The sequence below is a fragment of the Rhizobium sp. WW_1 genome, from assembly GCF_003610155.1.
Classification (GTDB): domain Bacteria; phylum Pseudomonadota; class Alphaproteobacteria; order Rhizobiales; family Rhizobiaceae; genus Rhizobium; species Rhizobium tropici_A.
This window is the reverse complement of record NZ_RAIN01000014.1, coordinates 43,408-65,735: the sequence shown is the minus strand read 5'-3', so window position 1 is coordinate 65,735 and position 22,328 is coordinate 43,408. Positions and strand designations below refer to the sequence as shown.

The 22,328-nt window shown below is 60.7% G+C and carries 21 protein-coding genes and 1 riboswitch; of the genes, 15 read left to right on the top strand and 6 right to left on the bottom strand.

Annotated elements, in window-relative coordinates:
- Positions 1-33 precede the first annotated feature (33 nt).
- The 3 genes from BJ928_RS29320 to BJ928_RS29310 all read right to left on the bottom strand — a co-directional run bounded on the left by BJ928_RS29320 (position 34) and on the right by BJ928_RS29310 (position 3,454).
- Positions 34-1,644: a hypothetical protein gene (locus BJ928_RS29320; protein WP_047634525.1), complete on the bottom strand. Its 1,611-nt coding sequence runs from the start codon at positions 1,642-1,644 to the stop codon at positions 34-36.
- Positions 1,645-1,860: 216 nt separating this feature from the next.
- Positions 1,861-2,736, bottom strand: coding sequence for a glutathione-dependent disulfide-bond oxidoreductase (gene yghU / locus BJ928_RS29315; protein WP_047634526.1), 876 nt, complete (start codon positions 2,734-2,736; stop codon positions 1,861-1,863).
- 571 nt (positions 2,737-3,307) lie between these two features.
- A complete protein-coding gene (locus BJ928_RS29310) occupies positions 3,308-3,454 on the bottom strand; it encodes a DUF1127 domain-containing protein (protein WP_015342994.1) in 147 nt (48 codons plus the stop codon).
- Positions 3,455-3,688: 234 nt separating this feature from the next.
- Positions 3,689-3,785: riboswitch (TPP riboswitch) on the top strand.
- Positions 3,786-3,835: 50 nt separating this feature from the next.
- Between BJ928_RS29310 and thiM the strand changes: the two genes are divergently transcribed.
- The 4 genes from thiM to BJ928_RS29290 are packed head-to-tail and all read left to right on the top strand — an operon-like array spanning position 3,836 to position 6,850.
- Positions 3,836-4,639 (top strand): hydroxyethylthiazole kinase, encoded by an 804-nt coding sequence (gene thiM, locus BJ928_RS29305; RefSeq protein WP_047634528.1) that lies wholly within the window; start codon positions 3,836-3,838, stop codon positions 4,637-4,639.
- The gene (thiE, locus tag BJ928_RS29300; RefSeq protein ID WP_047634530.1) at positions 4,636-5,271 is read left to right on the top strand and encodes a thiamine phosphate synthase; all 636 of its coding nucleotides are present in this window, start codon (positions 4,636-4,638) and stop codon (positions 5,269-5,271) included. Before thiM ends, thiE begins: the two co-directional genes overlap by 4 nt.
- Positions 5,268-6,089, top strand: a complete 822-nt coding sequence (gene thiD, locus BJ928_RS29295) for a bifunctional hydroxymethylpyrimidine kinase/phosphomethylpyrimidine kinase (RefSeq protein ID WP_047634531.1) — start codon at positions 5,268-5,270, stop codon at positions 6,087-6,089. The genes thiE and thiD overlap by 4 nt, the downstream gene beginning before the upstream one ends.
- Positions 6,086-6,850, top strand: coding sequence for a 3-oxoacyl-ACP reductase (locus tag BJ928_RS29290; protein WP_047634532.1), 765 nt, complete (start codon positions 6,086-6,088; stop codon positions 6,848-6,850). Before thiD ends, BJ928_RS29290 begins: the two co-directional genes overlap by 4 nt.
- 75 nt (positions 6,851-6,925) lie before the next feature.
- Here the strand turns inward: BJ928_RS29290 and BJ928_RS29285 are convergent, their stop codons facing one another.
- From BJ928_RS29285 to BJ928_RS29275, 3 genes are all read right to left on the bottom strand, one after another.
- The gene (locus BJ928_RS29285; protein WP_047634533.1) at positions 6,926-7,798 is read right to left on the bottom strand and encodes an undecaprenyl-diphosphate phosphatase; all 873 of its coding nucleotides are present in this window, start codon (positions 7,796-7,798) and stop codon (positions 6,926-6,928) included.
- A gap of 201 nt (positions 7,799-7,999) precedes the next feature.
- Positions 8,000-8,212, bottom strand: coding sequence for a hypothetical protein (locus tag BJ928_RS29280; RefSeq protein WP_047634535.1), 213 nt, complete (start codon positions 8,210-8,212; stop codon positions 8,000-8,002).
- A 103-nt stretch (positions 8,213-8,315) separates the two neighbouring features.
- The gene (locus tag BJ928_RS29275) at positions 8,316-9,020 is read right to left on the bottom strand and encodes a transcriptional regulator NanR (protein ID WP_047634537.1); all 705 of its coding nucleotides are present in this window, start codon (positions 9,018-9,020) and stop codon (positions 8,316-8,318) included.
- A gap of 185 nt (positions 9,021-9,205) precedes the next feature.
- Between BJ928_RS29275 and oiaX the strand changes: the two genes are divergently transcribed.
- The 11 genes from oiaX (at position 9,206) to BJ928_RS29220 (ending at position 22,322) form a co-directional block, all read left to right on the top strand.
- Positions 9,206-10,465, top strand: coding sequence for a 3-oxo-isoapionate-4-phosphate decarboxylase OiaX (gene oiaX, locus BJ928_RS29270; RefSeq protein ID WP_047634538.1), 1,260 nt, complete (start codon positions 9,206-9,208; stop codon positions 10,463-10,465).
- Between the two features lie 5 nt (positions 10,466-10,470).
- Positions 10,471-11,805 (top strand): four-carbon acid sugar kinase family protein, encoded by a 1,335-nt coding sequence (locus BJ928_RS29265; protein ID WP_047634539.1) that lies wholly within the window; start codon positions 10,471-10,473, stop codon positions 11,803-11,805.
- Positions 11,806-11,894: 89 nt separating this feature from the next.
- On the top strand, positions 11,895-12,722 hold the full coding sequence (locus BJ928_RS29260) for a phosphogluconate dehydrogenase C-terminal domain-containing protein (RefSeq protein ID WP_047634540.1): 828 nt from the start codon (positions 11,895-11,897) through the stop codon (positions 12,720-12,722).
- A gap of 201 nt (positions 12,723-12,923) precedes the next feature.
- Positions 12,924-13,958 (top strand): Gfo/Idh/MocA family oxidoreductase, encoded by a 1,035-nt coding sequence (locus BJ928_RS29255; protein WP_047634541.1) that lies wholly within the window; start codon positions 12,924-12,926, stop codon positions 13,956-13,958.
- Positions 13,955-15,835 carry a hypothetical protein gene (locus BJ928_RS29250; RefSeq protein WP_047634542.1) on the top strand — a complete coding sequence of 627 codons (1,881 nt, stop codon included), beginning with the start codon at positions 13,955-13,957 and terminating at the stop codon, positions 15,833-15,835. Before BJ928_RS29255 ends, BJ928_RS29250 begins: the two co-directional genes overlap by 4 nt.
- Positions 15,836-15,893: 58 nt before the next feature.
- A complete protein-coding gene (locus BJ928_RS29245) occupies positions 15,894-16,910 on the top strand; it encodes a dihydroxyacetone kinase subunit DhaK (protein WP_047634543.1) in 1,017 nt (338 codons plus the stop codon).
- A complete protein-coding gene (dhaL, locus tag BJ928_RS29240; RefSeq protein ID WP_047634544.1) occupies positions 16,910-17,557 on the top strand; it encodes a dihydroxyacetone kinase subunit DhaL in 648 nt (215 codons plus the stop codon). Before BJ928_RS29245 ends, dhaL begins: the two co-directional genes overlap by 1 nt.
- Positions 17,558-17,635: 78 nt before the next feature.
- Positions 17,636-18,889: an extracellular solute-binding protein gene (locus tag BJ928_RS29235; protein WP_047634545.1), complete on the top strand. Its 1,254-nt coding sequence runs from the start codon at positions 17,636-17,638 to the stop codon at positions 18,887-18,889.
- Between the two features lie 96 nt (positions 18,890-18,985).
- Positions 18,986-19,885, top strand: a complete 900-nt coding sequence (locus BJ928_RS29230; protein WP_047634546.1) for a sugar ABC transporter permease — start codon at positions 18,986-18,988, stop codon at positions 19,883-19,885.
- Positions 19,882-20,769, top strand: coding sequence for a carbohydrate ABC transporter permease (locus BJ928_RS29225; RefSeq protein ID WP_047634547.1), 888 nt, complete (start codon positions 19,882-19,884; stop codon positions 20,767-20,769). The genes BJ928_RS29230 and BJ928_RS29225 overlap by 4 nt, the downstream gene beginning before the upstream one ends.
- A 38-nt stretch (positions 20,770-20,807) precedes the next feature.
- On the top strand, positions 20,808-22,322 hold the full coding sequence (locus BJ928_RS29220; RefSeq protein ID WP_047634549.1) for a DUF5060 domain-containing protein: 1,515 nt from the start codon (positions 20,808-20,810) through the stop codon (positions 22,320-22,322).
- Positions 22,323-22,328 lie beyond the last annotated feature (6 nt).

Here is a 22,328-nt window from a genome sequence, read left to right as displayed (position 1 = left end):
CACGTTAACTGAAGCGGTTTCGCGCGACACGCGTCAGGCGCTTCGTCGTATATCCTTGGTCCCGGAAGAATCCTTTTGTCGGGCCGCCACTTCGGCGGTCCGATCCAGAACCCTCATTGCCTGCGCAATCAACGCAGCAAGCGCCTCATCGCTCTTGCTGGCCGCAACGACCAGCGCTGCGCTCAAGCAGATTCGAAGGGCGCTGGCGGGTACTTCGCCAAAATCGGCGCAGCGAACCGGTTGTCCGAGCCGCACCGATGCAATTTCGTCTACCTCGACGGCCAGATCCTTGTAGACGGCCGCCATTTCGGGGGCCGTCAGCATCACACCATCTGCGCAATTGCGCAGGTAGAACGAGAATACGGTGGGAATTTCATCCCAACGGAGGTCGGATGACACGCCCCATAGCTCACTCCGGTCCAAACGCCGGCTCTGCAGCGGTTCGAAGGCCGGATCGATCGCAAGGCGATGAGAAACAGCCTCTGCGAAAGCGGACAAAACCGCTGTCACCCGGTCTTCCGGAACGCCGACGAAACGTTCGAGCTCGAACAACGCAGCTTTCCAGCGCAGCAGCAGGCCGAGATTGGCCCGCCCCGGCAAGGCGTCACGAGCGATCCAGCCTTCCGGCCATTCCGCCTTCCCGCAATAATCCGCCAAGGCAGCGGGTAGCATAAGAGACCTGAAGCGCTCCGAGATTTGCGGCGGGCAGAGAAGCGCGCCGCTGAAAATTGGCCCGGCCAGGAATTTCGAACCCGTGACTGCGACCATGAAACCACGCGAGAGATAGGCGCGGATCGTTGCCGCCGACAGGCGAAACTGGCAGGCATCGATCATGATATCCAACATCGTGCCGAAGCGCTCTTTCAGACGCATGACCGCACCGAGGCTCGGCGCCAGCAGGCTGGTCTTCGACACGTCCGTCACCACGAGCAGGCATCTGAGGCCAGCTGCACGAGCGAGCTCGATGAGGCCACGCAGCTCGTCCTCGACCTCACTGTCAGGACGGAGGGAGCCGTCCTTGTTGCGGACGGCAATGGTGGCATTGCGCGTCGCATCTCCCTGCCGCAGCTCCTCGCCCTTGCCGACGGTCTGTTCGCTGCTGACGCGGCTCATGAAATGTCGCCCGGATGCCGCCATCATGACGCCGCTGCCCGTCTCGTTGCCCATCAGCGTGATGGTCATCAAGGACCGCTCGTCCTCGCCCGCCAACAGTGCGGCCGAAAAGAGATGGATGTCGGTACCCGATGTCGCCAGGATCGTGTCGATCCGGGGCTCCGCCGTCTGACTCAGGCCAAGCAGACGCAACAGGTCGTCACGCACCTGTCCGATTTCGCGATCGTAGATGGCCGCCGGTGAGCCTGCTTCCATCTCTCGCGCCAACTCCGCGTAATAGGATTCGACGGCCGCAAAGGCGGCGGCAGAGATGGTGGATGCCGTTGAAGAGCCGAAAGCCAGATCGCCCGGCCGGGGCGCCGGCCCATAGCCATACATGTTCAATCCGCTGACCGGGTCGCAATCCAATCGCTCGTCGCCGCCGGATACGAGGTGCTTGAGGAGTGCATCTCTTTGCCCACTTCCTCGCTGCGATAGTGCGCCCGCGCTCATGTTCTCGTCCAAGGCACGATCATCAGCAATTTGCCGCATGGGGAAGCATTCCTCTTTCGCCGAAGTCGAAACGCCTCGCAGGATCGCGGCGCGTTTCGTGCCGAGCGGGGGAACCTCGGCAGCCGAACATTACGCCTAGCAAGATGGAGCGAGGCTGACTTGCCGGGGCCAGCAACGCCCGGTGGCAGAGGCAACAAAAAACCCGCGACCTTTGGGATCGCGGGCTTCATTTATTCAGAAAGGAATCTCCGGATATCAGCCGGCAGCTTCCAGTTTGTCCTGGGTCTTCGTGTCGAAGTCGCTGGCATCATGGCGCTCGCGCAACTGTTCGGAGGGATCGCCCGACATGCGGTTGACCATGCGGCCACGCTTGACGGCTGGGCGGGCATAGACCTGCTCGGCCCAGCGTTGCACGTTCTTGTAATCCTGCACCTGCAGGAATTCGGCCGCACCATACTGCCAACCCTTGGCCAAACCGCCGTACCAGGGCCAGATGGCGATATCGGCGATGGTGTAGTCGCTGCCGGCGATATATTCGCTCTCGGCAAGGCGCCGATCGAGCACGTCGAGCTGACGCTTAACTTCCATGGCGAAACGGTCGATCGCATATTCGATCTTCGTCGGTGCATAGGCATAGAAATGACCGAAGCCGCCGCCGAGATAAGGAGCACTGCCCATCTGCCAGAACAGCCAGGAGATGCATTCGGCGCGAGCCGGCTGCTCAGTCGGCAGGAAGGCTCCGAATTTTTCGGCGAGATACATCAAAATCGAGGCCGATTCGAAGACGCGCACAGGCTTCGGACCACTGCGATCCAGCAAGGCGGGGATCTTCGAATTCGGATTGACGTCGACGAAGCCGCTGCCGAACTGGTCGCCATCGCCGATCTTGATCAGCCATGCATCATATTCGGCGCCGCTGTGACCGAGCGCCAGCAGCTCTTCGAGCATGATGGTGACTTTCACGCCGTTCGGCGTTCCCAGCGAATAGAGCTGAAGGGGATGGCGGCCGACCGGCAGTTCCTTGTCATGGGTAGGCCCCGCGATCGGGCGGTTGATGTTGGCGAACTGGCCACCATTGGCCTTGTTCCAGGTCCAGATTTTCGGCGGCGTATACTCGGCAGAACCGGTCATGGGCATCCTCCTTTTTCGGGAATCAAATTGGGGGCGAACTTCGATGTAGCGCGCTACATAGGTGGCACATAGTGGCCGCCGTTCATTTTTGCGAGAGGAGATTGCCCACTCTTCAATGCGCTGGCGCAGTTTGGCGCTGCTGCCATGGGCTTCTACGGATCTCTTTGCGCCATAGCTACGTGAGATCCCCGCTAATGGGATAGTTCGACAAATAAAAAGCCTGCCGCGGGAGGAGGTGCGGCAGGCTTTTATGAGAACCGAATAGCGGATGGGAGGAGGAGTTCCGCTATTCCTGCAATCGCCCTTGGGAGGAGGATAAGGACGATTGCCAAGCGAAGGGATGCGGGAGGAGATGCATCGCTTCGATGGAGACAACATACCAATCTTTTGCTCAGTTCATAGGCATTTCTTTGCAAGGCAGTTATGCGTTATGCGAAAACCGGAGGGCTGGGTCAGTGCAATCCTCGGAATGCATGGCCGAACCCATCAGCCATATCGACAAAGCAAAAGCGCCTGCTCGGGACGAACAGGCGCTGGCATAATGCAGCTTTATAAGGAGCCGGTGCGGCCGTTAGCGAGCGATCGCTGCGCGGGCAACATTGCGGATTTCGCCGCGATCGATACCCAGGTCGTGCAGTTCGCGCGTGGACATACGGCCCAGTTCGGCGACCGTCTGACGATACTTGCGCCAGTTATTGAAAGAGCGTGCTACGTTCATGATGATCCCCTTTCCTTGGGTTTTCGAAGCTGAGCTGCCGTGCTTGGCGCTCCCGTCGCTTCGATGAGAAACATATAGTTGAAACCCGCAGCCTTTTGCAGAGCTAAGGGATCACTGCACCCATGCAATCACTGCATGGGTCGCTCGAAAGGCGGGCAAGCCTCGGTTCAGCCATCGTAATGGCCTTTGTGATTTGCTGATGACAGCGCCGCCTTTGTCTGCGAAAAGAAGACAGATGAGAGACAGGGGCGTCCGCCAACCGGCGGGCTGAGAAGCACCCTTCGAACCTGAACCAGATCATGCTGGCGGAGGGAGTCGCTCGGGACCTCGTGAAGCACAGCTCGTCGTCCCTACGCGTCTCGCCCGCCTGAAAGGGGCGATATGCAAGACCAGACCACAGCAGGCAATCTGCTTCGCATCATGCGGGCCAACCCTCCGCTGGTGCAATGCATCACCAATTTCGTCGCCATGAACATCGCAGCCAACGTGATGCTCGCAGCCGGCGCCTCGCCGGCAATGGTGCATGCCGAGGAGGAAGCCGGCGAGTTTGCCGCCATATCGGGCGCGCTGACGATCAATATCGGCACGCTCTCGTCCGGCTGGCTTTCGGGCATGCTGACGGCGTCGAGCTCCGCAAGCGCGACAGGCAAGCCGTGGGTGCTGGATCCCGTCGCGCACTACGCGACCGCGTTTCGCCGCCGGGCCGTCGCCCAATTGCTCGAGCTAAAGCCGGCGATCATTCGCGGCAACGCGTCTGAAATCATCGCGCTTGCCGGCGGCGCCAGCCGCGGCCAAGGCGTCGACAGCCGCGACGCAGTCGAGCAGGCGGAAGATTCGGCCCGATTGCTGGCCGAAAAGCATGGTTGCGTGGTCGCGGTAACGGGCGTGACAGATTTCGTGACGGATGGGCAAAAGGCAAAGCGCATTGCCGGTGGCTCGCCCCTCATGCCGCAGGTAACGGCACTCGGCTGCTCGCTGACCTGCCTTGTCGGCGCATTCGCCGCAGCAGCGCCAGGCAATCCGTTCGACGCCACTGTAACGGCTCTTGCGGTCTTTGCCGCCGCTGGCGAACAGGCGGGAGCCGTAGCAGAGGGACCCGGCTCGTTCTCGTGGCGCTTTCTCGATGCCCTCGCCAGCCTTACCCCGGAAGCGCTGGATCGCGCAGCAAGGATATCAGCCGCATGAAAGACTTCGATCTCTCCCTCTATCTCGTTCTCGATCCGGTGCTGTGCCGTGACCTCGGCATGGTGGAGACAACGCGTGCGGCCGTCGCTGGCGGCGCTACCATCATCCAGCTTCGCGATAAGGACGCTTCGACCACAGCAATGGTCGAGACTGGCCGCGCCCTCAAGCAGATCCTGCATGGCACGAATGTCCGACTGATCGTCAACGACAATGTCGAGGCAGCCATCGCCATCGGCGCCGACGGCCTGCACATCGGGCAGGAGGACATGAATGCCGCCGATGCCCGCCGCATGATCGGCCCGGACATGATCCTCGGCCTTTCGGTGGAGACGAAAGCCCTGGCTTCCGCCATCGATGCCGATATCGTCGACTATGCCGGGATCGGTCCGGTCTTTGCCACGCCCACCAAGCCCGACCACAAGCAACCGATCGGCTTCGAAGGCCTTGCCCGCATCATCAAGCTCTGCCCGGTTCCGGCGGTCGCGATCGGTGGCCTGAAACCGGAACATGCCGCCGATGCTCTGTCTGCCGGCGCCGACGGTCTCGCGGTCGTCTCGGCCATATGCGGCCAACCGAACCCGGAAGCGGCAACGGCCCTCATCGCAAAGGCCATCAAGGAGGCGCGTCAATGATCCGCAACGTCCTGTCCATCGCCGGCTCCGATCCCTCTGGCGGCGCCGGTATTCAGGCCGATCTGAAGACTTTCTCCGCCCGCGGCGTTTATGGCATGGCGGCTCTGACCGCGTTGACGGCCCAGAACACGCAAGGCGTCTCCGGTGTTCATCCGGTGCCTCCTCAATTCGTCACGGACCAGATCCGGGCGATCTTTGCCGATATTCGCGTCGATGCCGTCAAGATCGGCATGATCGCAAATGCGGCGATCGCCGACGCGGTTGCAGACATTCTGGAGCAACATCGCGACGTGCCCGTCGTGCTCGATCCCGTGATGATCGCCAAGGGTGGCGCCGCGCTCCTCGCCGCCGATGCCGTGGACGTGCTGACCACGCGATTGCTGCCCCTCGCAACCGTCGTAACGCCAAACCTGCCCGAAGCAGCCGCGCTGCTGCACGAGGCGGAGGCGACGAGCCGCGAGGACATGGCGCGCCAGGCGTTAGCGCTCGCAACGCTCGGCCCCTCCGCCGTTCTGGTTAAGGGCGGTCATCTCGAAGGTGATGAAAGTCCGGATGTGCTGGCAAGCGCTGGAAGGTTGACCTGGTTCGAAGCCGAACGGCTGCCGACGAAGAATACGCATGGAACGGGCTGCACGCTTTCCAGCGCCATAGCAGCTGAGATCGCCAAGGGTTTGCCACTTCCCGAAGCCGTCGCCGTCGGCAAGGCTTATCTCGCCGCCGCGGTTGCCGCCGCGCAGCAACTTTCCGTCGGGAGCGGCCACGGGCCCGTGCAGCATTTCCATGCGCTATGGACAGACAGAAAAGGAGTAGAGAAATGAGCCTGCCACTCAAGGATCAGATCGTCATCGTTTCCGGCGCCGGGCGTGGTCTCGGCGCCACCATCGCCACGGCGTTCGCCCGGGAGGGCGCGAAGGTGGCGATCAATTATCGCGCCAGCCGCGAGCGGGCGGAGGCACTCGCGGCCCTGCTTGGCGATCGCGCCAAAGCCTTTCGGGCCGATATTCGCAAACTCGAAGATACAAAGCGGCTTGTCGCCGAGGTGACAGAGCATTTCGGTGCACCAACGACGCTCGTGCACAACGCGCTGGCCGATTTCAGCTTCAACGGCGATGCGCGTTCGAAGCTGGACGCGTTGAGCTGGGCCGAGATGGCGATACAGCTGGAAACCGCGCTGCAGGGAGCCTTGAACCTGATACAGGCGGCGCGGCCGGCAATGGCCTCGGCGGGATTTGGCCGGATCGTCACGATCGGCACCAACCTCTTTCAGAATCCGGTGGTGCCCTACCACGACTACACCGCGGCGAAGGCGGCATTGCTGTCGCTGACCCGAACGGCTGCCGCCGAACTCGGCCCTCTCGGGATCACCGTCAACATGGTGTCCGGCGGACTTCTGCGAACGACGGATGCGAGCAGCGCCACGCCGGAGGCCGTTTTCGACATCATTGCCGCAAATACCCCCCTGCGCCGCGTCACCACGCCGGAGGAAGCGGCCGACGCTGTTCTCTTCTTCGCAAGCCCCTGGGCGCGGGCCGTCACCGGACAGAACCTCATCGTCGATGGTGGCCTTGTCTTCGGGTAAAACCCTCAAACAAAAGGCGCCGCTCCAACAAGCGGCGCCCCCTTTTCTATGCGGTGGCCGAATGGCACAGGCCGCTCAAGCCCAACCCATGGTCAACACGCCGAAAAGAATGACGGCGCCGAGCACGATACGGTAGATGACGAAGGGCCAGGTCGAGAAGCGCTCCAGAAAGCGCATCAGCCCCCATATCGTGATGAAGGACGATATGCTGCCGACGATCAGACCGACGAGCAGCACCGACCAGGCTTCCATTGGAATATGTGCCTTGTGGAGTTCATAAAGCTCCTTCAGGCCGGCGAGCGCGATGGCGGGCAAGCCGAGCAGGAACGAGAACCGCGCAGCCTCCTCGCGCTTCAGTCCGAGGAAAAGCGCGCCGGTCAACGTCGAACCCGACCGCGAGACGCCGGGAACGAGCGCACCGACCTGCGTGATGCCGACGAACAGAGCATCCATCAGCGTCATCTGCTCGATGCTCTTGCGATGGCGGCTGTAAAGCTCCGCAACAGCCAGAAGCAAGCCCATGACCACGCACGCGATGCCGATCACCCAGAGGCTGCGGAAAGACGTTCCGCAAGCATTCAGGGAAGACGACAGCAGCAGGCCGGCAATGACGATCGGCACGGTCGCAATCACGATGGCGATCGCAAGCCGCATCGCAGGCGAGCGCCAATCCCTTCGCCTGACGGCATCGAGCGATCCGAAGGTGACGTAGCGCACGTCGCTCCAGAAGTAGGAGACGATCGCCGCAAGCGCCGCTAACTGCATGGTCGCCGAAAAGGCAGAACCCGGGTCCTGCCAGCCGAGCAGTGCCGGCACCAGGCGCATATGGGCGGTCGAGGAGACCGGCAGCAGCTCAGTCAATCCCTGTACCACACCCAGAAATGCGATCTTGGCATAGCCCAGGGCAACAAAGCCCGTGTCTACGCCTTGCGTACAAACATCAGCCACGTTTCGATATCCTCAGTTCTTCATGGGGGCTTTGCACCGGACCGGTGCGACGAACTTGTTGTAAAAGCATTTTACAACACGAAATCGACAACCGTTACCGAAAGCATCGCCGAATCCGCGTCATGACAGGGCGAGGATATAGCCGCGAAGGCTGAACTCTATCTGAAATTGTCGGCTCGAATGTCAGAGTTTGCCGTATTTCTAACTTTCTTCATCCGGCAGGGACTGCATGTAACGGATGATTCCGTAAAAGACGACGAGAAGGATCAGGGCACCTGTCGCACGATGCAGATCGTGCAGGAGCGCATGGTGATGCCTGAGCAGGAGGCACGTCAGATTGTAAAGGGTGATGGCGACCGCCGTCATGATGGGGGCGAGCACAAGCGCCATGTTTCGCTGAAAGAAATTGATCATCACGCGTACCTCGTTCGGAGGCCGTCAGAATCTACGGGGATTGGGGAGGAATTACGACGAAGGACTTGCCTGCGACGCTGGCGCGGAGCGCAGCCCGGCGGATCTATTTCGTATAGAGCGCGCGCGACCGTTCCAGATGTTTGAGCATGGCCTGCTCCGCCCCATCGGCGTCGTTTTCCGCAAGACGTGCGAGGATTTCCTCGTGCTCGACCAGCGTGAACTTCTCCTTGCCGGTCCAGATCAACATATCCGTGTGATAGGCTTTCAGCCATGCCAGCATGGCTTCGCTGACGGCGGCAAAAATGGGATTTCCGGATATCTGGGCGATGCGCGTGTGGAACTGCATGTCTGCTGAAATGAATTCCTCGGCATTCCCCAAAGACGCACGCTGCCGCTCGATGATCTCCTGAAGCTCGGCGATATCGCTCCCGGTCGCACGCTGCGCAGCCTCACGCGCCATGCCGCGCTCGAAGAAAATACGCGCGCCCTTCAGCTGTTCGAGCGAATCGGACGATTGCGACAGCATGATCTTCGCGGTCAGGTCGACTTGCCGGAAGATCGATTTCGCAGTGAGCTGAAGCACTTTTGCGCGTTCGCCATGAGAGATGTTGACCAGGCCCATATTGGCGAGCGCCTGCATGGCCTCACGGATCGCCGGACGACCGACCCCGAAGCGCTCCATGAGCACACGCTCGGATGGCATTTCGTCGCCGGGCCTGAGCTCTCCCGATGTGATCAACCGCTCGAGCCGGTCGAAGACCTCGTCAGACAGCTTTCGACGTACAATTTGTTCGACAGGCTGACCCATGGAATCCCGCTTTCACAAAGCTTTTCCTTCCTTATGCATTTTTGGCCGCTGTGGCGGAAGCCCATTCGAAACGCGTTATCGGCAACCGGGCAAAAAAATCGTTGCAGAAGTTGGAATACTCATTATACCAGATTACCAGTTTGCGCCACGCGAAAATCGTCGGCGAGAGGAGCATTTTGCCACTTATGTCAATCACCATCACCTACCGTATCGAGACGCCGGGCAGCATCGAGGCGATGGCCCACAAGATCGCCAGCGATCAGTCGACCGGCACCTTCGTTGCCGTGCCGGGCGAGACGGAAGAGCTCAAGGCGCGTGTCGCCGCCCGCGTGGTCGCGATCCGTCCCCTGCCCGATACCGATCGCCCGACCTGGCCGGAAGTGGCAGACGGGCATGGTACGATCCACCGCGCCGATGTCGAAATCGCCTTCCCGCTGGATGCGATCGGCACCGATCTTTCAGCGCTCATGACGATTGCAATCGGCGGCGTCTATTCGATCAAGGGCATGACCGGCATCCGTATCGTCGACATGAAGCTGCCGGAGGCCTTCCGCGATGCGCATCCCGGCCCGCAGTTCGGTGTTGCCGGCAGCTTGCGTCTGACCGGTGTCAGCGGCCGCCCGATCATCGGCACCATCGTCAAGCCGGCGCTCGGCTTGCGGCCGAACGAAACGGCCGCTCTCGTCGGCGAATTGATCGGCTCCGGCGTCGACTTCATCAAGGACGACGAGAAGCTGATGAGCCCGGCCTATTCGCCGCTCAAGGAGCGCGTCGAGGCCATCATGCCGCTGATCCTCGATCACGAGCAGAAGACCGGCAAGAAGGTGATGTATGCCTTCGGCATTTCGCATGCCGATCCGGATCAGATGATGCGCAATCACGATCTGGTGCTGAACGCCGGCGGCAATTGCGCGGTCGTCAACATCAACTCCATCGGCTTCGGCGGCATGAGCTTCCTGCGCAAGCGCTCGGGCCTTGTCCTTCACGCCCATCGCAACGGCTGGGATGTACTCACCCGTCACCCCGGCGCCGGCATGGATTTTAGGGTCTACCAACAATTCTGGCGCCTGCTTGGCGTCGACCAATTCCAGATCAACGGCATCAGGGTCAAATACTGGGAGCCGGACGACAGCTTTGTCGAATCCTTCAGGGCGATCAGCACGCCGCTCTTCGATAAATCCGACTGTCCACTTCCGGTTGCCGGCTCAGGCCAATGGGGTGGTCAGGCGCCCGAAACCTACCAGCGAACCGGCCGGACTACTGATCTTCTCTATCTCTGCGGCGGCGGCATCGTCAGCCATCCCTTCGGACCTGCGGCCGGCGTTCGTGCGATCCAGCAGGCCTGGCAAGCGGCGGTTTCTGATATTCCGCTTGTCGACTATGCCAGGGACCATCCCGAGCTTGCCGCCTCGATCGCGAAATTCAGTGACGGCAAGGACGCCTGACAGCGATGTCCAATCTTCTTCTCAGCTATTACGGCGACGATTTCACCGGCTCGACCGACGTCATGGAAGCGCTTGCCGCAAACGGCGTGCCGACGGCTCTCTTTCTCGGCGTTCCGAGTGCGGCCACGCTGGAGCGGTTCAAGGATTGCCGCGCAATCGGCATCGCCGGCACCAGCCGCAGCGAAACGCCGCAATGGATGGACGAGCATCTGACGCCTGTATTCAAGTGGCTCGGCAGCCTCGAAGCGGCCATATGCCACTACAAGGTCTGCTCGACCTTCGATTCCAGCCCGAAGGTCGGAAGCATCGGCAAGGCGATCGAAATCGGCAAGGCGGTGTTTCGGCAATCCGTCGTGCCCGTCGTGGTCGGGGCACCGCAGCTGAAGCGTTACACCGCATTCGGCCAGCTCTTTGCGGCCTATCAGGGACAGGTGTTCCGCATCGATCGTCATCCGGTCATGAGCCGGCATCCCGTCACGCCGATGGATGAAGCCGATCTGGCCGTGCATTTGAGCAAGCAGACCGCCCTCCCCATAAGCCTGGCCGACATCGTGACGATCCGAACTGCCGATGCTGACCAGCGGATCGATGCGTTGGCCCAAGAGGATGACGGCATCCTGCTGCTTGACGTCGACAGTCCAGAAACGCAGGCCGCCGTGGGCCGCCAGCTCTGGCGCCTTGTGAGCGATCACAACGCCTTCGTCGCAGGCTCCTCCGGCGTCGAATATGCCCTTATCAATGCCTGGCGGAGCGAGGGCCTGATCGGTGAGAAGCCAGATTTCGCCTCTCCGGGCAATGCCGATCGCCTGGCGGTCGTTTCAGGCAGCGTATCGCCGACGACCGAGCGACAAATCCGCCACGCCACGGCCGAAGGTTTTGAAGGTATCGATCTCGACCCTTTGGCGCTTATCGGCGAGAACGCCGCGCAGGCGCTTGACGCCGCAATTGCCGCAGGCATGGCTAGCCTGAAGGCCGGGCGCAGCGTCATTCTTCATACGGCACTCGGCCCATCAGCCGATCGTGGCGGCGACATCGACCGTATTCCCGGCGCTCGCCATCGCCTCGGGCATGCCCTTGGCACGATCCTGCGACGATTGATCGAGGAAGAGAACCTCACACGCGCCGTCATTGCCGGCGGCGATACATCAAGTCATGCGCTGAAGGAGCTTCGCGTGGAGGCGCTGACGACGCTACTGCCATTGCCGCAGACGCCGGGCTCGCCGCTTTGCACGGCCCACGGCAGCCACACGCCCACCAACGGCCTGCAGATCGCGCTGAAGGGCGGACAGGTCGGAACCGACGACTACTTCGCGCAGATCCGCGACGGCAGGGCCTCCTAGCCTCATATTCGCCCGCGAGACATTGGCATACTCATTGACTCATCATACCACTTGAGATACCACAATCCGAAAGTGAACGAGGTACTAATATGACTGCAATTGCTCTTTTCGGCGCCGGCGGCAAAATGGGCTACCGGCTCGCCAAAAACCTGAAAGGCTCGCGCTTCGATGTGCGCCACGTCGAGGTCGGTGATGCCGGCAAGGCGCGCCTGAAGAACGACCTTGGCATCGATTGCGTGCCGGCAGAGGCCGGGCTCGACGGCGCCGATGTCGTCATTCTTGCTGTTCCGGATACGGCGATCGGCAAAGTCGCCGCCGGCATTGTCGACAAACTGAAGCCCGGCACCATGGTCGTCGCTCTCGACGCCGCCGCCCCCTTCGCCGGCCATCTGCCGCAGCGCGAAGACCTCACCTATTTCGTCACCCATCCCTGCCATCCGCCGATCTTCAACGACGAGACCGACATGCAGGCGAAGAAGGACCATTTCGGCGGTCTGTTTGCCAAGCAGCATATTGTCTCGGCACTGATGCAGGGTCCGGAAAGTGCCTATGCGCTCGGCGAAGAAATCGCCAAGGTCATCTGGGCGCCCGTCATGCGCTCGCACCGCGTTACGGTCGAGCAGATGGCGATGCTTGAGCCGGGTCTTTCCGAGACGGTTTGCGCCTCTCTTCTGGTCATCATGCGCCAGGCCATGGATGAATGCGTTGCCCGTGGCGTTCCCGCCGAGGCCGCCCGTGACTTCCTGCTCGGCCACATGAACGTGCTCGGTGCCGTCATTTTCAAGGAAGTCGACGGCGTGTTTTCCGATGCCTGCAACAAGGCAATCGAATTCGGCATCCCTGCCCTGATGCGCGACGATTGGAAGAAAGTGTTCGAGCCGCAGGAAATTGCAGAGAGCATCCGCCGCATCACCTGATCCAAGTTCGGGGAGGGTGTCACCCTCCCCTTGCTGCCCTGCGGGGAATGGGGCCTATCCCACCACCGGGAGGAAATCATGGCCGTAACGAGCGAATTGATATCACTGCCTTTGGTATGCCCGCCGCGATATGCCATTGGCGTTCGCAGCAAATCCGGCTGCCATTACGGCCGCTCGCGCAGATGACAAAGGTAGGCTGAGATGACGGAACTCAAAGGCGCATTGATCGGCTGCGGCTTCTTTGCCATCAATCAGATGCACGCATGGCGGGACGTAGACGGTGCGCGAATCGTCGCGATCTGCGACCGCGACCCCGAGCGACTGAAACTCGTCGGCGATCAGTTCGGCATCGAGCGCCGCTATACGGATGCCGCCGCGATGTTTGCCGATGGTGGCTTCGACTTCGTCGATATTGCAACGACAGTCGCGAGCCATCGCGCGCTCGTGGAGATGGCCGCCGCGCAGAAAATCCCGGCGATCTGCCAGAAGCCGTTCGCCAAAACACTGAGCGATGCCAAGGCCATGGTCGCAGCCTGCGCCAAGGCAGGCGTACCCCTCATGGTGCATGAAAACTTCCGCTGGCAGACACCCATCCAGGCCGTCAAGGCCGTCCTCGAATCCGGCGCGATCGGAGAACCCTTCTGGGGGCGCTTCTCCTTTCGTTCCGGTTTCGACGTTTTCTCCGGCCAGCCTTACCTTGCGGAGGGAGAGCGCTTCATCATCGAGGATCTCGGCATCCACACGCTCGACATCGCCCGCTTCGTCCTCGGCGACGTCACCTCGCTGACGGCTCGCGCCAAGCGGGTCAACCCGAGGATCAAAGGCGAGGATGTCGCCACTATGCTGCTCGATCATGAGAATGGCGCAACGTCGATTGTCGACGTCAGCTATGCCTCAAGGCTTTCCAACGAGCCCTTCCCCGAGACGCTGATCGAACTCGACGGTACGAAGGGTTCGATCCGGTTGTCGCAGGGCTATCGTCTTGAGGTCAGCGGCCCCGATGGCGTCAGCGTATCCGATGCTTCGCCGCAGCTACTGTCCTGGGCTTCGCGTCCCTGGCACAATATTCAAGAGAGCGTCCTGGCGATCCAGCAACACTGGACCGACCGTCTTGTCCATGGCGGTGAGACATCCACATCAGGCGCTGACAATCTCAAGACCTTCGCCCTTGTCGAGGCGGCCTATGAAAGTGCCGCAACCAGGCGGTCGATCGATATCGGAGCGATGTTGCGATGACGGCCGACAGCGATCCGTTTCAGCTCTACGGCACGCGCGAGACCGAAACGCCACCGGTACGACTGAGCGCGGGCAAGCTCACTACCGATTTCAAAGACGGCAACCTGCGCTCAATTAGATATGGCGCCGCCGAAGTCCTGCGGGCGGTTTCCTATCTGGTTCGGGATCGCGACTGGGGCACATATGCGCCAACAATCCGGGATCTGCGGATCGATCAGCGGGAGGATGGCTTCTCGGTCCGTTATGTTGCCCATTGCACCGGGCCACAGGATACCGCGCTTGCGATCGATGTTCAGATTACCGCCGAGGCCGGCGAAGCGCTGATTTTCTCGGCAGAGGCTCTATCGGCTACCGGCTTCGAAACCAACCGCTGTGGCTTCTGCATCCTGCATCCAATCATCGGTGTTGCCGGTATGCCGACCTCGATCGAGCATGTCGACGGCAACCGCATCGACACGCATTTCCCCGACCTTATCGAACCCTGGCAGCCCTTCAAGGACATGCGGGCGATCACGCATAGCGTCACCCCGTACGTTACGGCCGAGTGCCGCATGGAAGGCGACACCTTCGAAATGGAGGACCAGCGCAACTGGTCGGATGCTTCCTACAAGACCTATGTTCGCCCGCTTGCCCTGCCCTGGCCCTACCGCATTCCCGCCGGCGAACCCATACGTCAAAGGATCATCCTTTCCGTGGGAGATATGCAGCATTCGGTAGCCGCCTCAGCAACTATCGCTGCTCAGCGTTCGATCACGCTTAGCCCGGGAGAGAAGTCCGGCACAATGCCCGCAATCGGGCTCGTCATTACGCCCGAAGAAGCAGAGGCGACGCTTGCCGCCCATAGCCGGCTCGCCGAGATCGCACCGCAGGAATTGCTCTTTCATTTCGATCCCGATGCAGCTCATGGTGCCGATGCCTTCAACTCCTTTGCGGCAATCTCGGCTGTTCATGCCGGGCGATCGACCCTGGAAATCGTATTACCATGCCGCGTTTCACCGCTTGCGGAAGTGCAGCATATCGCAACCTTGATGCGAGGCGCCTGCTTCAAACCTGACGCCATCATCATATCGCCTGCGGTTGACCGGCAATCGACGCCACCGGGCAGCAAATGGCCCGAATGCCCGCCTCTCGAAGAAATCTATGCGGCTGCGCACACCGCCTTTCCCGGCATCCGTATCGGCGGCGGCATGTTAAGCTATTTCACCGAGCTCAATCGCAAACGGGTTCCTGCCGATACGCTCGGCTTCATCACTCACTGCACCAACCCGATCGTCCATGCCGCAGACGATCTCAGCGTCATGCAGACACTGGAGGCGCTCCCGTTCATCACGCGGTCGGTGCGTGCCATCTACGGCAACAAGCCTTGCCGTATCGGTCCTTCGACCATACCGATGCGGCAGAACCCCTATGGCAGCCGGACGATGGACAATCCACACGGCAAACGCATCGCCATGGCCAATAGCGATCCGCGGCACAATGGCCGCTTCGGTGCAGCCTTTGCGCTTGGCTATGCCGCAAGCGTCCTCGATGCCGGATTGGAATGTCTAACGCTTTCGGCGCTGACCGGATCGTTCGGATTGATCGCAGGTGACGATGAGCCGTCTGCTCCTGGAACGCCTCGGCCGCTTTTAGATACGGTCTCCACCCTGTCTCGCCACGCCGGCAATCGGTGGCAGGAATGCCTATCGTCCGATTCGACAACCGTTCTTGCCTTCATCACGACCCAGCCTGGGCGATCCAGACAGCTTCATATGGTCAACATCACACCTGCCTCGCAACAGATCGAGTTGGAGAAACTCCGCCTGCTGGAACAGCCCGAAAATGCGAGATTGACGCTCGACGCTTATGCAACGGTTTCCCTCGCTTTGATGGATTGACCTTCGATCGCAGACGCGCATGTTACTCCCAACAATCGGAATGATTTGGGAGAATTGCGTGAAGACGAAGAAGCTGATCAACGAAGGCGCGGCCGCGGTGGATGAAATGCTGGCGGGCATCCTGGCCGCGCATCCGCGCCACCTGCGCGCCGTTGAAGGATCACCCCGCTCCATCGTGGCAAATCGTGGCGCACGAGCCGGCAAGGTCGGCCTGGTCATCGGCGGCGGTTCAGGGCACGAGCCGACATTTCTCGGTTTTGTCGGCAAGGGGCTGGCCGATGCCGCAGCCATCGGCAATGTCTTTGCCTCGCCGCCGCCAGACCCGATCATCGAATGCGCCAAGGCCGCCAATGGCGGCGCCGGCGTGCTGTTCATGTATGGCAACTATGCGGGCGACGTCATGAATTTCGACATGGCGGCCGAAATGCTTGCCATGGACGATATCGAGGTGCGGACCGTGCTTACGACCGACGACATCGCCTCCGCGCCGATCGATCAGAAGGAACGGCGGCGCGGCGTCGCCGGTAATGTCTTCATCTTCAAGGCCGCCGGTGCAGCCTGCGACCTGATGTATCGTTTCGACGATGTCGAACGGGTGGCACGCTGGGCGAACGAACGCACTTATACAATGGGTGTCGCGCTCTCGCCCTGCTCGCTGCCGCAAACACGCAAGCCGAATTTCGAGATCGGCGCCGACGAGATGGAGATCGGCATGGGTATTCATGGCGAGCCCGGCGTCGCCCGCGGGCCGATGCGATCGGCTGATGAGGTGACGAACGAGCTCGCCGGCAAGATCCTCGAGGAGATGAAGCCTGCGCGTGGCGACCGGGTTGCCGTGCTTGTCAACTCCCTGGGCTCGACGCCGCTGATGGAGCTCTACATCATGATGCGCAAGCTCAAGGCAATGCTCGACGATGCCGGCATCATCATTCATCTCTCGCTCGTCGGCAATTTCTGCACGTCGCTGGAAATGGCCGGCGCGTCGATCACGCTCATGCATCTGGACGACGAATTGCAGCGACTGATCGATCATCCCTGCGATTGCGCCATGTTCCGCTCCGGCGAGGCATTGTGATGACGACGATTACAACGCAAGACCTGCAAGCGCTATTCGTGCGGATCGCCGAGGCGATAGCGCGCGAAAAGGACCGTCTTTGCGAGCTGGACGGCGTGATCGGCGATGCCGATCATGGCATAGCCATGGAGCTTGGCTTTGCCGCCGCCGCCAAGGCGGTCTCGGAACTGGAGCCGGCGACCGCCGATCCGACGCTGGTCTTCAATACGGCGGCCAAATCCTTCCTCAATGCCGTGGGCGCCTCATCCGGACCGCTCTATGCGACAGCTCTCATGCGCGCGGGCGCGATCGCCAAAGGCAAGAGCTCGCTGAACGACGACGATATGGTCGAGATCTTTTCGGCCTTTGCCAAGGGCATTCAGGACCGAGGCAAGGCAGAGATCGGCGAGAAGACGATGGTCGATGCCTGGGCGCCGGCGGCTGCAGCCTGCCGTGCCGCCCGAGATCAAGGCTCGTCGCTTGCCGAATCCCTAGCCACCGGCCTCAAGGCCGGCGAGGCCGGCGCGGAGGCGACGAAAGACATGATCGCGACGAAAGGGCGGTCGTCCCGTCTCGGCGAACGCGCCCTGGGGCACATCGACCCCGGCGCCGCATCGGCCGTCGTGGTGATCACCTGCCTCCGCGATCACTTCATGCGATACGGCTGATAAGCTCATCATACCAGTTGACATGATGACAACTATTTGTCAAAACCGCCCTCAGCTTTGCTCAGAGGAGGACGGGAGATGGCTATCAACTCGAAATATGCGCGTTGGTTCGGCGCCGCTGCGATTGCTGCGGCTGCTTTTTCGGCAAGCAATGTTGCCGCGGAAGACCTGACGCTGTGGACGCTGAACTTCGACAATGGCGCTGCCAACGGCGCCCTGAAGAAGGTGGCGAAGGACTTCGAGGCCGCCAATCCCGGCACCCATGTCGAAATCGTCCAGCGCGGCGTCGATGAACACAAGACCGCCCTTCGCGTAGCCGCCGGCTCCAGCAAGGGTCCGGATATCTATTTCAGCTGGGCCGGCCTCGGTCTCGGCGGCGAATATGTGAAGGCAGGTCTCTCGCTGCCGCTCGACAAATATTACACAGAGTACAAGTGGAACGACGAGCTGCTTCCCTCTGCCGCCGCCTTTGCCGATCTTTATCCGGGCGGCAAGCATGGCGTTCCCTTCACCTTCAAGGGCGAAGCGATCTATTACAACAAGAAGCTCTTTCAGAAGGCCGGCATTACCCAGGAACCGAAGACCTACGAAGAGCTGCTGGCTGCAGCCGACAAGCTCAAGGCTGCGGGCATTCCGGCCTTCACCTTCGGCGGCTCGGTTAACTGGCATGTCATGCGTCTGATGGACGTTCTGCTCGAAACCAAATGCGGCGCCGACAAGCATGATGCGCTGATGGCGATGAAGACCGACTGGACGAAGGAGCCCTGCGCCACCGACGCCTTTGCCGAATTTGCCAAGTGGACGAAGGATTACACGCTGAAGCCCTTCATGGGTATCAGCAATCAGCAGTCCTATACGCTGTTCGTCGCCGGCCGCGCCGCGATGATGCTCGAAGGTGACTGGCTGGTCAGCCAGCTGAGCGGCAGCAAGGTCAACCTCGACGATTACGGCGTTATCCCGTTCCCGACGAATACGAACCGCCTTTATGGCTTTGCCGAATACAATTACGTCAGCACCAAGAGCAAGAATCCGGATCTCGCCGCCAAATTCCTCGACTACTTCCTGTCGACCAAGGTGCAACAGGATCTCGTCGGCCAGATCAGCTCGATCTCGGTCAACAAGAACGTTCAGTATAAAGACCAGAAGCCGCTCGAGGCGAAATGGCTCGAGATCTTCAAGACCTACAGCAAGGTCTACATGAATGGCGACCAGGCCTTCCCGCTTGACGTGACCACCGAATACTTCCGGGTGATCAACGACGTCGCCTCCGGCAATATCCAACCAGCCGACGCTGCCAAGCAGTTGCAGACCTTCATCTCCGGCCGCACCTGATCGACCGAGGGAGGCCGCCACTCCGATTGCCAATCGCGGCGGACGGCTTCCCTCACCCTTATGCCCAAGCGCCAGCTGCCGCCGGGAGCAACCAGAATGTCATTGCGCAATCGAACACATGATCCACGCGTCCAGGCAACGATCCTGCTTGCGCCGGCCATGCTGATCTACGCGATCTTCGCGCTTTATCCGATGCTGAACGTGGTGGTACTGAGCTTCCAGAAATGGAACGGCCTTGATCCGCAGCGCCCGTTCGTTGGTCTCGCGAACTACCAATATATCTTCACACAAGATCCGGTCTTCTGGGTCGCGTTCCGCAACACCGTGATCTGGACGATCATGTGCGTGATCTTTCCGCCCATGGTCGGACTGTTGCTGGCGCTTGGTCTCAATCAGAAGCTCTTTGCCCGCAACACCTTCCGCGCCATCTTCTATCTGCCTGTCATCATCGCTCCGATCGCGGTCGCGACCATGTGGAAGTGGATGTACGATCCCTTCTTCGGGCTCTTCACCGAAATCCTGACGTCGATGGGCCTGCAGAACTGGATTCAGGACTGGCTCGGCGACAAGGACATCGCACTTTATTCCGTCTTCGTCGCCTTTCTCTGGCAGTCTGTCGGCTTCTCCATGGTTCTCTTTCTCGCGGGCCTGCAGAACGTCTCGCAAACGCTGGTGGAAGCCGCCCGCATCGACGGTGCCGGACGCTGGAATATCTTCCGCTACGTCACGCTTCCCGCGTTGCGAACGACGCTGACCATCGTGCTCGTGCTTTCGGTCATCTCCTCGTTGAAGGCCTTCGACATCGTCTACGGCCTGACCGGCGGCGGTCCGGCGCAGTCGACGCAGATGCTGGCGCTCTGGGCCTTCACACAGGCCATGCAGATCTTCGATTTCGGCCGCGGTGCTGCGATCTCGGTTGTTCTGCTGCTCATCACCATCGTCGTCGTCATTCCCTACCTGCGCTGGACGCAAAAACATGAGGAGGCCGAGCAATGACGGCAGCATCGGCCACATCCATATCCGACGGCTTTGAAACCGTCGCACCGGCCAAGCGCAAGCGAGACCCGGTCCTGATCGGCTTGTGGATCGCGCTCCTAGTCGTTGCGGCGATCTGGCTTGCCCCCTTTATCTTCATCGTCTTCACCTCGCTGAAGAACCAGGCGGACGTGACCTCGACAGGCGCCTTCATGCCGCCGCTCGATCCGGCCTTCGAGAACTACTCAAATGCTTGGGGCCGCGGCAATTTTGCAAGCGCCTTCCTGAACAGCGCCATCATCACCGTCATCAAGGTTCCGCTCGGGCTCATCCTCTCTGCGATGGCCGCCTATGCGCTCGCCAAGATCCGCCTGCGGTTCAGCAAGCTGCTGCTGCTTCTGGTCGTTTTCGGCACCATGATCCCGTTCCAGGTCATGCTGGCGCCGCTGTTCACGCTGGTCAATTCGCTCGGGCTCATCGACACCTATCCGGGCGTCATCCTCCCCTATATCGCCTTCGGCGTGCCCTATCAGGTGTTTATCCTGCATGGCTTCTTCAGAGGCATTCCAAAGGAGCTGTCGGAAGCCGCTCTGATCGATGGCGCCAGCCACTTCACCATCTTCCGCCGCATCTTCCTGCCGGTCTGCCTGCCGGTGCTCGCAGCCCTGCTGATCCTGGATTTCGTGTCGACATGGAACGAATTCGCCATGGCACTCGTGCTGCTGCAGGATCAGCACATGTGGACGCTGCCGCTCGGGCTCATGTCCTTCCAGGGCCAGTTTTCCAATGATTACGGCCAATTGAATGCGGCTATCGTCATGACGGTCCTACCGGCCACCATCGTTTATCTGATCTTCCAGCGCTACTTCGTCTCCGGCCTCACCTCCGGCGCGGTCAAGGGCTGAGCGGTCGAACCATCCATATATCTTCCGAGGAGAACATCATGTCCAACGCGTCCGTCGAAAAATGGGGGATCTTCGAAGCGGCCTTCAATGGTCCTTCCCACGACAATCCCTATCTCGATGTGGCATTCGATGCCGTTTTCAGCCAGAACAGCCGCGAAGTCCGCGTGCCCGGTTTTTATGACGGCGACGGCGTCTACCGCGTTCGCTTCATGCCGGACAATGAAGGCGATTGGTCATTCCGGACACGCTCGAAGACATCGGAACTGGATGGCAAGACCGGCTCTTTCGTTGCCACCAAGCCATCCAAGGGCAACCACGGCCCCGTGCATGTCCACAACAAGTTCCATTTCGCCCATGCCGACGGCAAGCCTTTCCTGTCGTTCGGCACGACCTGCTATGCCTGGACACACCAGCCACTCGAGATGCAGGCGCAGACGCTTGAGACACTGAAGAAGGCTCGCTTCAACAAGATCCGCATGGGCGTCTTCCCGAAGGACTATCCTTACAACGTCAACGAGCCGCTCTATGCCTGCTTCGAAAAGGGCGTCGACGGCAAGCAAGACTTCGATCGTCCGAACCCCATCCTCTTCCGCCATTTCGAGCGCCAGGTCGCAGCACTCTGCGATCTCGGCATCGAAGCCGACATCATCATGTTCCACCCCTACGACCGCTGGGGCTATGCCGACATGTCCGCCGAACAGGATTTCCGCTACGTCGCCTATCTCGCAGCGCGCCTTGCCGCCTATCGCAATGTTTGGTGGGCGCTTGCCAACGAGTATGATTTCCTGCTCGATACCAAGCCGCTGCAGCAGTGGGACCGCTATTTCCACATTCTCGAAGAAAATGACCCCTACGGCCATCTGAAGTCGATCCATAACGGCGAGCCGACGATGAACTTCGATCATCGCAAGCCTTGGGTCACCCATACCTGCATTCAGAACTGGGACGTGAAGCGCACGCAGGAATGGCGCGAGGCCTATGGCAAACCTGTCGTCAACGACGAGCCCGAATATGAAGGCAACATCATCCAGTCGTGGGGCAACCTGACGGCTGAAGAGCTGGTGCATCGCTTCTGGATCACAGTCACACGCGGCGGCTATGCCGGCCATGGCGAAACCTATTCGCATCCGGAAGATCTGATCTGGTGGGCGAAGGGCGGGGAATTGCGCGGCGAAGCCTGGAAGCGCATCGGCTTCCTGCGTGATCTCCTGGAACAGGATGTCGTCAACGGCCTCGAGCCCATGGCGTCCTTCGGCGAATGGCCCTGGACCCGCGTCTCCGGCGCACGCGACGGTGATGTCAGTTACATCTATCTCGGCGAACATCAGCCGGTCATCTGGTCCACCGGCCTGCCGAAGGACGGAACCGACTATGACGTCGACATCATCGACACATGGGCGATGACGATCACGCCGGCCAAGAAGGTCGAAGCGCCGATCCCGCATCCGACCCGCCACGGCGCGATCGTGCGCGGCGGTAAAGCCGATGCCGCCTTCGGCGTCGAATTGCCGGGCAAGCCGTACCAGGCGCTCCGCATCCGCAAGAAGCACTGATCGATC